Source organism: Mycobacterium palustre (assembly GCF_002101785.1).
GTDB classification, from domain to species: Bacteria; Actinomycetota; Actinomycetes; order Mycobacteriales; family Mycobacteriaceae; genus Mycobacterium; species Mycobacterium palustre.
Genome location: NZ_LQPJ01000132.1, coordinates 1 through 10,520, shown reverse-complemented (window position 1 = coordinate 10,520; position 10,520 = coordinate 1). Strand labels below are relative to the sequence as shown.

11 protein-coding genes and 2 pseudogenes are annotated in these 10,520 nt (G+C 70.0%); 8 read left to right on the top strand and 5 right to left on the bottom strand.

Annotated features, from left to right (window positions below; translation table 11 throughout):
- Window positions 1-308: pseudogene (locus AWC19_RS22720) on the bottom strand (hypothetical protein); the annotation flags it as partial.
- A 160-nt stretch (window positions 309-468) separates the two neighbouring features.
- Here AWC19_RS22720 and AWC19_RS22715 point away from each other — a divergent pair.
- Window positions 469-792 carry a putative quinol monooxygenase gene (locus AWC19_RS22715; protein WP_085080361.1) on the top strand — a complete coding sequence of 108 codons (324 nt, stop codon included), beginning with the start codon at window positions 469-471 and terminating at the stop codon, window positions 790-792.
- An 8-nt stretch (window positions 793-800) separates the two neighbouring features.
- Here the strand turns inward: AWC19_RS22715 and AWC19_RS22710 are convergent, their stop codons facing one another.
- Window positions 801-1,493 carry a guanylate cyclase gene (locus AWC19_RS22710; protein ID WP_085080360.1) on the bottom strand — a complete coding sequence of 231 codons (693 nt, stop codon included), beginning with the start codon at window positions 1,491-1,493 and terminating at the stop codon, window positions 801-803.
- An 89-nt stretch (window positions 1,494-1,582) separates the two neighbouring features.
- Between AWC19_RS22710 and AWC19_RS22705 the strand changes: the two genes are divergently transcribed.
- Window positions 1,583-1,792 (top strand): hypothetical protein, encoded by a 210-nt coding sequence (locus AWC19_RS22705; protein ID WP_085080359.1) that lies wholly within the window; start codon window positions 1,583-1,585, stop codon window positions 1,790-1,792.
- On the opposite strand, the gene AWC19_RS22700 is transcribed toward AWC19_RS22705, so the two are convergent.
- Window positions 1,744-2,577, bottom strand: a complete 834-nt coding sequence (locus AWC19_RS22700; protein WP_085080358.1) for an adenylate/guanylate cyclase domain-containing protein — start codon at window positions 2,575-2,577, stop codon at window positions 1,744-1,746. The genes AWC19_RS22705 and AWC19_RS22700 overlap by 49 nt on opposite strands.
- A gap of 120 nt (window positions 2,578-2,697) precedes the next feature.
- Between AWC19_RS22700 and AWC19_RS22695 the strand changes: the two genes are divergently transcribed.
- Complete coding sequence (locus AWC19_RS22695; protein ID WP_085080357.1) at window positions 2,698-4,107, top strand: glucose-6-phosphate dehydrogenase; 1,410 nt, start codon at window positions 2,698-2,700, stop codon at window positions 4,105-4,107.
- Between the two features lie 15 nt (window positions 4,108-4,122).
- Window positions 4,123-5,145 carry a phosphogluconate dehydrogenase (NAD(+)-dependent, decarboxylating) gene (gnd, locus tag AWC19_RS22690; RefSeq protein ID WP_085080356.1) on the top strand — a complete coding sequence of 341 codons (1,023 nt, stop codon included), beginning with the start codon at window positions 4,123-4,125 and terminating at the stop codon, window positions 5,143-5,145.
- Between the two features lie 9 nt (window positions 5,146-5,154).
- Here gnd and AWC19_RS22685 read toward each other — a convergent pair whose 3' ends face one another.
- Window positions 5,155-6,021, bottom strand: a complete 867-nt coding sequence (locus AWC19_RS22685; protein ID WP_085080355.1) for an alpha/beta fold hydrolase — start codon at window positions 6,019-6,021, stop codon at window positions 5,155-5,157.
- 150 nt (window positions 6,022-6,171) lie between these two features.
- On the opposite strand from AWC19_RS22685, the gene AWC19_RS22680 reads away from it, so the two are divergent.
- From AWC19_RS22680 to AWC19_RS22665, 4 genes are all read left to right on the top strand, one after another.
- Window positions 6,172-6,654, top strand: coding sequence for a VOC family protein (locus tag AWC19_RS22680; RefSeq protein ID WP_085080354.1), 483 nt, complete (start codon window positions 6,172-6,174; stop codon window positions 6,652-6,654).
- A gap of 121 nt (window positions 6,655-6,775) precedes the next feature.
- Window positions 6,776-7,681 (top strand): alpha/beta fold hydrolase, encoded by a 906-nt coding sequence (locus AWC19_RS22675; RefSeq protein ID WP_085080362.1) that lies wholly within the window; start codon window positions 6,776-6,778, stop codon window positions 7,679-7,681.
- Window positions 7,682-7,686: 5 nt separating this feature from the next.
- The gene (locus AWC19_RS22670; protein WP_142281357.1) at window positions 7,687-8,937 is read left to right on the top strand and encodes a wax ester/triacylglycerol synthase domain-containing protein; all 1,251 of its coding nucleotides are present in this window, start codon (window positions 7,687-7,689) and stop codon (window positions 8,935-8,937) included.
- 384 nt (window positions 8,938-9,321) lie between these two features.
- Window positions 9,322-9,831 (top strand): DoxX family protein, encoded by a 510-nt coding sequence (locus AWC19_RS22665; protein WP_085080352.1) that lies wholly within the window; start codon window positions 9,322-9,324, stop codon window positions 9,829-9,831.
- 60 nt (window positions 9,832-9,891) lie between these two features.
- On the opposite strand, the pseudogene AWC19_RS29735 reads toward AWC19_RS22665, so the two are convergent.
- A pseudogene (locus AWC19_RS29735) lies at window positions 9,892-10,520 on the bottom strand (PE family protein); the annotation flags it as partial.

Sequence of the window (10,520 nt, the reverse complement as noted above, 5' to 3'; positions counted from 1 at the left end):
TGGCTGGTGGTGAGCGCGCTGTCGCCCGAGTTCCCGCCCGCGCCGCCGGCGCCGCCGGAGCCGGCGAGCATGCCGGCGTTGCCGCCGGCCCCGCCGGCCGCGCCACTGAACCCGCCGCCGATGTTGGTCGGCGCGACCGCTCCGGCCCCGCCACCCCCGCCGGCGCCGGATCTGCCGCCACCCGGCGACCCCGCAATTCCGAATCCATAACAAATCGGGTTGCGGGTGCGCTCCTTATCCGAATGCGACCGATAAAACGAGCGGTTGTGAACCCGCCGCGTTGCCAGTCGGCATGTGTGATTTGTCACAATTATCGGCTTTCGAGAGTTGCCGGCTGGCACTAGTTCAATAAGACGATTTGCTACACGTCTCGAACACGGGGACAAAAGGCACGGGCTTGTCCCGCGGTCGGACCGCCGCACGTATCCTGGCGCCGACCGGGAAGCGGCAAGCATAGGTGGGCGGGCAATGATCTTTATCGTCGTCAAGTTCGAAACCAAACCGGAGTGGACCGAGCGCTGGCCGGAACTGGTCGCGTCGTTCACCGCGGCCACCCGCGCCGAAGACGGCAACTTGTGGTTCGAGTGGTCGCGGAGCCTGGACAACCCGGCGGAGTACGTCTTGGTGGAGGCGTTCCGCGACGGCGACGCCGGTGAAGCCCACGTCAACAGCGACCACTTCAAACGGGCGATGCGGGATCTGCCGCAGGCCCTGAAGTCCACGCCCAAAATCATCAACCAGACGATCGACGCGACGGGTTGGTCGGAGCTGGCCGAGATGTCGGTCGACTAACCGGCCGGCTATCCTAAGACGACGGCGATTTCCTCGCCCAGCCGATATCCGGGGGCCAGGGGAAGCGTGTCACCGCTCCAAAACGAGCCCGGGTCAAACCAATTCGAGTGTTTCTCGGTCGCCAGCAAGCCCATCTCCTCGTAGGTGATCGCCACGGTCTCCGCGCAGTACGCCGCCTCCAGCCCCACGCGTTCTCGGGCCTTGCGGCGCTGCGTCGATTCACGAATCTTGTTTTCCACGACGGGGATTCCGCGCACCCAGTCGTAGGCCGTCGGGAGCCGGCCGCGCAGCCACCGCCCGGTGAGGCGCGCGGTGGCCGGGAACGGCGTCCCGTCCATGCGCGCGATCACCCGCAGCAGTGCGTTTTCCTGTTCGCGGTTCGCGTACGGCATCAACTGCCGCAACCAGCAGCGCTGGTGGTAGCGCTGGATCCATTGCACGACGGCGTCGCGAAGATCGTTGAGCTGCACGCCGCGATGGTTGGTGCCCGCCCACACGTCGGTGAGTTTGTCGCCGAGTTCGGCATGCCAGATCAGCGGCGGTAGGTCGTCGATCGCCACCGTCATCCCGACGTGGTTCACCGGGCTGTTGGTCAGGGTCTGGATGGCCCGATCGGGCCCCGACGCGCCACGGAACAGCCACAGGTCACCCGTGCGCGTCTCCTCGACCGCCTGGTCCACGGTCAGCGAGTGGTCGGCCATCGTTGCCCGCCTTTCGTTTTCGCGACTCGTCAGTGCCCGCGGTTGGGCTCGGGCACGCGCGGCGTCGATGCGGTAATAGCCTGTCAACCATGCGCAGCATTTGGAAGTGGGTCGCCCTGGCCGGCGTCGCCGGTGTCGTCGCCGGCGGCGCGCTGGTGGTGCGCGATGAACGCAGGCGAAGGGCCTACACCGCAGACGAGGTCCGCGCCCGGTTGCATCAGCGGCTGGCCGAATTTAACGGTCAGGGCGTTCAATCCGAGTCGGGGTCGGCCACGGGTTCGACGGCGAACAAGCGATAGCTGCCCGAGAAGCCTTTCAGCACGACCTCGCGGCCGCCGTCGAACCGGATGTCGTCGCAGTCGCCGAGCGCGTCTCGCACCGGCTCGCTCACCAGGATCTGGCCACCGAGGGCCTCGGCCGCCACCCGGGCCGCCATCGCGACGTTGCGCCCGAACAGATCGTCGCCGCGGCGCACCGAGCGGCCCATGTGAATGCCGATCCGAACCCGAATGTCCCCTTGCCGCTTGGCTTTTCCGTTCTTGTGCAGCGCGTTCTGCAGGTCGATGCCGCATTGCACCGCCTGCCGCGCGCGCGAGAAGGCGATCATGAATCCGTCGCCCTGGCTCTTTACCACGTGTCCCGCGTGCCGCTCCACCAGCTTGTGAACGAGCTTGTCGTGCGACGCGATCAGCTTGACGAAGGCGCGGTCGCCGATCCGCTCGTTGAGGGCGGTGGACTCCTCGATGTCGGAGAACAGGATCACCACCCGGCCGTCCGGCGTCACCCGGGCCAGGTCGGGACGCTCGACCTCGGCCCAGTCGGCGAGCTCCTCGATCGAGCTGCGCACCACCGCCCCCAGCCCCTCCTTGCGGACCAGGTTCGCGGTGTTCCACACCGTCTTGACGGCCTCGCGACCGCCCGCCAACAGCCGGTTGCGGGTGTCCGCGCGGTGTCGCAGCTCCTCGAGCTCGCGCCGGTCGCGCACCAGCAGGACCGCCAGCACGGCGAGCGCGCCGGCCTCGAGCGCGGCGAGCGCGGCCAACGCGTAGACCGCGACGTGCATGGCGTCACCCACGCTTGGCATCCTGCCAAAGCCCGCCGCACCGGTTGTCGGGCCCATCCGCGCTGTTTAGTGTTGAGGTCGGCCGCCGCGGGGTAGTGGATTTCACGTGAGCCGATTGGGTGACTTTCGGGAGGTGGGGTCTTGACCGATGGCGGCGATCGTTCCTCGAACCTGCTGGTGATTTTCGGCATCACCGGCGATTTGGCCCGCAAGATGACGTTCCGGGCGTTGTACCGGCTCGAGGCCCGCAAGCTTCTGGACTGCCCCGTCCTCGGAGTCGCCAGTGACGATATTTCGCTGGAGAAGTTGGTCGCCCTGGGCCGCGACGCCATCAGCGCGGCCGGCGAGCAGATCGACGCCGCGGTCTTCGACCGGTTGGCGGGCCGGCTGGATTACATGTCCGGCGACGTGACCGACAGCGAGCTGTACAGCAAGCTGGCCGAGCTGATCGGGTCGGATTACCGCCCGCTGTACTACCTGGAGATGCCGCCCGCGTTGTTCGCGCCCATCGTGGAAAACCTCGCCAAGGTTGGCCTGCTCGAGCGGGCGCACGTGGCGGTGGAAAAGCCGTTCGGCCACGACCTGGAGTCGGCGCGCGAGCTCAACACCCGGCTGCGCGCCGTCCTCGAGGAGGACCAGATCCTGCGGGTGGATCACTTCTTGGGCAAGCAACCGGTGGTCGAGCTGGAGTGCCTGCGCTTCGGCAACCAGGCGCTGGCCGAATTGTGGGACCGGCGAAGCGTTTCCGAAATTCACATCACCATGGCCGAGAACTTCGGGGTGGAGGCGCGCGGCAGGTTCTACGACGCTGTCGGCGCGCTGCGCGACGTCGTGCAGAACCACCTGCTGCAGGTGCTGGCGATGGCGGCGATGGAGCCGCCGGTGGGCCCCAGCGCCGACGACCTCAACGACAAGAAGGCCGAGGTGCTGCGCGCCATGCCGGCGCTGACGCCCGCGCGGTGCGTGCGCGGCCAATACCGCGGCTACACCGACATCCCCGAGGTGGCCAAGGATTCGAAGACCGAGACGTTCATCGCGCTGCGCGCCGAGATCGACAACTGGCGCTGGGCGGGGGTGCCGATCTTTTTGAGGGCCGGCAAGGCCCTGCCCGAGAAGGTCACCGAGGTGCGGCTGTTCCTGCGGCCCGTTCCCACGCTGGCCTTCCTGCCGAACTGCCGACCGGCCGAGCCCAACCAGATCGTGCTGCGGATCGACCCCGACCCGGGCTTGCGCGTGCAGATCTCCGCGCAGGTCGGCGACGCGTGGCACGACGTGCACCTCGATTCGCTGTTCGTCCAAGACCTGGGCGAGCCGGAACGGCCCTACGAGCGCCTCTTTCACGCCGCGCTGACCGGTGATCACCAACTCTTCGCCCGCATCGACGGCATCGAACAGACGTGGCGCATCGTGCAGCCCCTGCTCGACGACCCGGGTGAGATTCACTACTACGACCGCGGCACCTGGGGCCCCGACGCCGCGCACGCGCTATTGCGCGGTCACCACGGTTGGCAGCCTCCGTGGCTGCCGCACGCCACCCCCGCCAGACAGTAAGGAGACAGGAGAAAAATGCAGCTAGGGATGATCGGGCTGGGCCGCATGGGCGCCAATATCGTTCGGCGGGTGGTCAAGGACGGGCACGAGTGCGTGGTCTACGACCACAACCCCGACGCGGTCAAGGCGATGGCCGGGGAGGACAGGACGACCGGCGTCGCGTCGCTGCAGGAGCTCGCCGAAAAGCTCGATACTCCCCGCGTGGTTTGGGTGATGGTGCCCGCCGGCACGATCACCACCCGAGTCATCCAGGATCTGGCCGAAACGCTGGACTCCGGCGACATCGTCATCGACGGCGGCAACTCGTACTACCGCGACGACTACCGGCACGCGAAGACGTTGTCCGAGAAGGGCATTCATTTACTGGATTGCGGCACCAGCGGTGGCGTGTGGGGCCGGGAGCGCGGCTATTGCCTGATGATCGGCGGCGACGACTACGCCTTCGAGCGCGCGGAGCCCCTCTTCGCGAGCATCGCGCCGGGGTTCGACGCCGCCCCGCGCACGCCCGGGCGCGAGGGCGAGATCGCGCAACCGGAGAAGGGCTACTTGCATTGCGGCAAGACCGGCGCCGGCCACTTCGTCAAGATGGTGCACAACGGCATCGAGTACGGGATGATGGCGTCGCTCGCCGAGGGGCTTAACATCCTGCGCAACGCCGACATCGGCACCCGCATCCAGGAGTCCGACGCCGAAACCGCGCCGCTGGTCAACCCGGAGTGCTACGAGTACGACTTCGACATCCCGGACGTCGCCGAGGTGTGGCGCCGCGGCAGCGTGATCGGCTCCTGGCTGCTCGACCTGACGGCGATCGCGCTGCACGATTCGCCTGACCTGAAAGAGTTTTCGGGTCGGGTGTCGGATTCGGGGGAGGGCCGCTGGACCGCCATCGCGGCGATCGACGAGGGGGTGCCCTCGCCGGTGCTCACCACGGCGCTGCAGTCCCGGTTCGCCTCGCGTTCGCTCGACGACTTCGCCAACAAGGCGCTATCGGCGATGCGCAAGCAGTTCGGCGGCCACGCGGAGAAACCGGCCAACTGATCGAAAGGCTCACCCGCGCTTGACGAAGGCGACGACGGCGTCGCTGAACGCGTCGTTGTCGTCGCCGGCGGCGGTGTGCCCGGCGTTGGACAGTTCCACGAATTCGGCCCGCGGCACCTGGGTCAGGAAATGCTGGACGCCCTCCGGGCTGACGACGTCGGAGAGCTTTCCGCGGATCAGTAGCACGGGGATCTTCAGGCCGCTGGCGGCGTGCTCGAACTTCTCGGTGCGCAGTTCGGGGTCGTCGCCGGGCTTGGTCATGAACGCGGGGTCCCAGTGCCAATACCAGCGGCCGTCGCGCAGGCGCAGGTTCTTTTTCAGGCCCTCGGGGTTGCGCGGCCGTTTTCGGTGCGGCAGGTAGGCGGCGACGGCGTCGGCGGCCTGCTCGAGCGTTTCGAACCCGTCGAGGCCGCTGAACATGAACTCGCGGATGCGGGCGCTGCCGTCCTTTTCGAACCGGGGCACCACGTCGACCAGGACGAGCCGGGTGACCCTGTCCGGGCCGGCCCGCTCGGCGGCGAGGATGCCGGTCAACCCGCCCATGCTGGCCCCGATGATCGCCACCGGCCGGCCGATGGCATCGAGCACGTGCATCACGTCCGCGGTCAACGTCTCGACGTCGTAGTCGGCGTTGGGCGCCCGATCGCTGTCACCGTGGCCCCGGGAATCGAGCGCCACGACATGAAACCCGTCATCTGCCAGGATCTGGCCGGTGTTTTTCCAGGAGAACCGGTTCTGGCCGCCGCCGTGCAGCATCAGGATCGTGGGGTGATCGGCCGCCGGGGCCGCGCCCCGGTTCCATTCGTCGGCAACCAGGGTGATCCCGTCGGCGCCGGCGAACTTGACCGTCCGGGGAATGCTGTTCACGGTGCTCACAAGCGTCCTCTTTCGTCGATCGCCTCTCGACGCTACCTAGGTCGACTATTCACCCCGGAGCGGGGCCGAGGTCGCGGTGAGTTTTCGCGGCGGTCGCGGTCAATCCCTAAGACCCTGCCCTGACACCTGCCCTGACACCTAGGAGGCGGCATGCCATCCATCACGCCCACGCTCTGGTTCGACGGTGATTTGAAGGAAGCGGCCGAGTTCTATACCTCGGTGTTTCCCAACTCCCACATCGAGGGCCTCAACCCAACCACCGAAGCCGGCCCCGGCGAGCCCGGCACGATCCTGTCGGGCAGCTTCGTGCTCGACGGCACCCGGTTCATCGCGATCAACGGCGGCCCGCAGTTCCCGTTCACCGAGGCCGTGTCGTTCACGGTGCACTGCAAGGACCAGGACGAGGTGGACTACTACTGGGAGCGGCTGACGCGGGGTGGCGAGGAATCGCAGTGCGGCTGGCTCAAGGACCGCTTCGGGCTGAGTTGGCAGATCGTCCCGGACCGGCTCTACGAGCTGATCGGCGATCCCGATCGGACCCGCGCGGCGGCCGCCACAAAAGCGATGTACGGCATGCGCAAGATCGTCATCGCCGAGCTGGAAGAGGCGGCGGATTCAACGTTGACGCGGTAACTCGCGTTGCGAAATACGTTGCGGCCGCCGTCATTTGACCGGGCCGGCACCGTGGTCGGTGCGTCGTTGACCCGCACGCGTTAGGTTGGTCCGTGCGAGAGGCGCCGAGCATGGAGTGGACATGGGTGAACCAGGCTGGATCGACGTACCCGGCGGCGCCGGGGACCTGAAGGCTCTGACCTGGGGGCCGGCCGATGCCCCGATGGCCCTCTGCCTGCACGGCTTCCCCGACACCGCCTACGGGTGGCGCAGGATCGCCCCGCCGCTGGCCGAGTCGGGGTGGCGGGTCGTCGCGCCGTTCATGCGTGGGTACGCGCCCTCGTCGATCCCTTCCGACGGCAGCTTCCACGTCGGCGCGCTGATGGACGACGCGCTGCGGGTGCGCGAAGCCGCGGGCGGCACCGAGCACGACGTGGTGATCGGTCACGACTGGGGCGCGATCGCCGCCACCGGCCTGGCCGCGATGCCCGACAGCCCGTTCGCCAAGGCGGTCATCATGTCCGTTCCGGTGTCGGCCGGGTTCCGCCGGCGCGGCGGCGTCGCCGAGCGGGTGCGGCTGCTCGCCCACCTGCCGCCGCAGCTGCTGCGGTCCTGGTACATCCTGTACTTCCAATTGCCTTGGCTGCCCGAGCGTTCCGCCTCCTGGGTGCTGCCGCTGCTGTGGAAAAGGTGGTCGCCGGGCTACCGCGCCGACGAGGACCTGCGCCACGTCGACGCCGCGATCGGCACCCCGGAGAGTTGGCGCGCCGCGCTGGGGCCCTACCGCGCCACGATCCGCAAGCCGCGGCCGCCGGCGCGGTACGCCGAGCTGAACCGGCTGTGGACCGAGGTGCCGGTGCTGCCCTGCCTGTACCTGCACGGCCGCGACGACCGTTGCATGACACCGGCTTTCGCCCGCTGGACCGAAAAGGTGCTGCCGGCCGGCAGCGAGGTCGCCGTCGTGGACCACGCCGGGCACTTCCTGCAGCTCGAACAGCCGGACAAGGTCGCCAACCTGGTGCTGGCGTTCATCGGCAAACCGGGCTGAAGACCGTGGCGGCCCAGCGGATGGCGGCCGTCGATGCGCAGTCCTATTGGATGTCGGCCAAGATCCCCAACGACCAGTTCCTGCTGTACGCGTTCGGCGGCGTGCCCGCCGATCTCGGGCGGGTCGTCGAACGGGCGCGCCGGCGGGCGCGCGCCTGCCCGGATCTGACGATGCGGGTCGAGGAGACCGGCAGGCTGACCTATCCGAAATGGGTGCCGGCGGCCGTCGGGCCGGCGCACGTGGTCGTCCACGAAATGGCCGGCGGCACGTGGAGCGATTGTTTGGCCGCGGTCGTCGGGCTGGCCAGCGACCAGCTGGACGTGCGCAGGACGCCCTGGCGGTTGCATGTGTTCGCCCCGGTCCTCGGCATCCCGGGCGTGCCGGGCGCCGGCGCGGTCGCGGTCATGCAGGTCGCCCACGCCCTGGGCGACGGTGCCCGAGCCTCGGCGATGGCCGCCTGGCTCTTCGGCCGCGAGGCCGCGGTGCCGCGCCCGCCGCCGCCCTCGGCGGGCTTCCTTCCCTGGCGTGCCGTCCAGGCGGCGCGCGCCCACCGCCGGTTGGTGCGCGACATGAACGCGGGGCTGCTGGCGCCGGGCGTCGGGTCGCGCCCGCTGCTGGCCACCAACACCCGCCCCGGCGGCGCCCTCTCGGTGCGCACCCTGGTGCGGCACCGCTCGCAACTGCGCGGACCGACGGTCACCATCGGGGTGCTGGCCGCGGTCTCGTCGGCGCTGTCGGCCCTGCTCGGCGACGGGGCGGACGCGTTGGGCGCCGAGGTGCCGATGGCCAAACCCGGTGCGCCGCAGGCGCACAATCACTTCGGCAACGTCGTCGTCGGGCTGTACCCGACCCTGGGTGTCGAGGAGCGTGTCCGGCGGATCGCGGCCGACCTGGCCAACGGGCGGCGGCGCTTCGAGCATCCGGCCGCCCGGGCCGCCGACCGGGCGTTCGCCGCGGTGCCGGCCGCGCTGCTGCGCCGGGGGGTCGCGCAGTTCGATCCCGATGCCCGGCCGGCGCAGGTGGCCGGCAACACGGTGGTGTCCAGCGTCAACCGCGGCCCGGCCGACCTGAGCTTCGGCGACGCGCCGGTGGTGTTGACCGCCGGCTACCCGGCGCTCTCGCCGGTGATGGGGCTGACGCACGGTGTGCACGGCATCGGCGACACCGTGGCGATCAGCGTGCACGCGGCGGAGTCGGCCTTCGGAGCCGGCGCCGACGTCGACGCGTATGTGCGGCTACTCGAGGCGGCGCTGTGATCTACTGCGCGTCAACCGATCTGGCCGCCTCTTCGCGGGTCGGGCCGGCGGCGCCGATGAGCTTTTCGTGCACCTCGAACCACACGGTGTGCTAGGAGTCGACGGCGGCCTGGTCAGCCACGCCGGGTCGCCGGCCTTGGTCTTGTCCAGTGCGGCAACGAGTTTCGCCGAGCAGGCACCCAGGCGCGGCACCTGTGCGCCGGCCGTCTTTAGGATCGGCATCAACTGGGCGTGTGTTGGGCGTGCCGTGCGGGCCGCCTCGTCGCGCGGGCACGGCGATGGAACCTTTCCGGCAGGCCTCGACGAGTATGTAAAACTGTGCGCGCGCCAGGCCCGAAAGCTACCTATCCCGGGTACCGAGACCGATGATCTAGGTTTGCACCTATGAATGTGTATGACGTCGGGTTACTGATCCTGCGGCTGGTGCTGGGACTGACACTCGCCGCGCACGGCTTCAACAAATTCTTCGGCGGCGGCCGCATCCCGGGAACGGCGCGCTGGTTCGAAAGCATCGGGATGAAACCCGGCCGGTTTCACGCCACCGTCGCCGCCACCACCGAGGTGAGCGCCGGGCTCGGTCTGGCGGCCGGGCTGCTCACCCCGATCCCGGCGGCCGGGTTCGTGTCGCTGATGCTGGTCGCGGCCTGGACCGTGCACCGGGCCAACGGCTTTTTCATCGTCAAGGAAGGCTGGGAATACAACCTGGTGCTGGCGGTCAGCGCCGTCGTGGTGGCCACGCTGGGCGCCGGCCGGCTCAGCCTCGACTGGCTGATCTTCGGCAAGAACTGGTTCGACGGCTGGCCCGGGCTGGCGATCTCGGCGGGCCTCGGGCTGGCCGGGGCGCTCGGCCAGCTGGTGATCTTCTACCGCCCGCCGGTCAAGCAGGCCGGATAGGCAGCCCCCCGGCCGCGGGGGTAGCGGCAGCAGCGCCAGCAGCGGCAGCAGCGGCGGGCGTTAAGTCCCGTTGCGCCCGTCCTCGCCGAGCAGCAGCCCGCCGGTGCCGCCGGCGCCCGGCGCGCCGGGCGGCGTACCGGTCCCGGCGTTGCCGCCGTTTCCGCCGTCGCCGATCACCACGGCGTTGCCCCCTCTGCCGCCGGGGCCGCCGGTGTTGCCGTTGCCGGCCCCGCCGGCGCCGCCGTCTCCGCCGTCGCCGATCGCCCCGCCCCGGCCGCCGGCGCCGCCGGCGCCACCGGTGGTGAGCGCGCTGTCGCCCGAGTTCCCGCCCGCGCCGCCGGCGCCGCCCGAGCCGGCGAGCATGCCGGCGTTGCCGCCGGCCCCGCCGGCCGCGCCACTGAACCCGCCGCCGCCACCCGCGCCGCCGGCCCCGCCGTCGCCGAAGAGCGCGCCGCCGGTGCCGCCGGCCCCGCCCGTCCCACCGGTGCCGGTGCCGGTGTTGTTCCCGCCACCGCCGCCGGCCCCGCCGGCCGCGCCCATGCTCAGGATGCCGGCGTTGCCGCCGCGACCACCGGCGCCGGCGGTGGTCTGCGCGGCCCCGCCGGTACCGCCGTCGCCGCCGGCGCCGAACAGCCCGCCGTTGCCGCCCGCCCCGCCGGCCCCGCTGCTGCCGTTGAGGTTGCTGAACC

What these genes read in the sequence shown, in the direction of transcription:
- AWC19_RS22715 (WP_085080361.1), top strand. Translation starts at nt 469, where the DNA reads ATGATCTTTATCGTCGTCAAGTTCGAAACCAAACCGGAGTGGACCGAG.
- AWC19_RS22710 (WP_085080360.1), bottom strand. Translation starts at nt 1,493, where the DNA reads ATGGCCGACCACTCGCTGACCGTGGACCAGGCGGTCGAGGAGACGCGC.
- AWC19_RS22705 (WP_085080359.1), top strand. Translation starts at nt 1,583, where the DNA reads ATGCGCAGCATTTGGAAGTGGGTCGCCCTGGCCGGCGTCGCCGGTGTC.
- AWC19_RS22700 (WP_085080358.1), bottom strand. Translation starts at nt 2,577, where the DNA reads ATGCCAAGCGTGGGTGACGCCATGCACGTCGCGGTCTACGCGTTGGCC.
- gnd (WP_085080356.1), top strand. Translation starts at nt 4,123, where the DNA reads ATGCAGCTAGGGATGATCGGGCTGGGCCGCATGGGCGCCAATATCGTT.
- AWC19_RS22680 (WP_085080354.1), top strand. Translation starts at nt 6,172, where the DNA reads ATGCCATCCATCACGCCCACGCTCTGGTTCGACGGTGATTTGAAGGAA.
- AWC19_RS22675 (WP_085080362.1), top strand. Translation starts at nt 6,776, where the DNA reads ATGGGTGAACCAGGCTGGATCGACGTACCCGGCGGCGCCGGGGACCTG.
- AWC19_RS22665 (WP_085080352.1), top strand. Translation starts at nt 9,322, where the DNA reads ATGAATGTGTATGACGTCGGGTTACTGATCCTGCGGCTGGTGCTGGGA.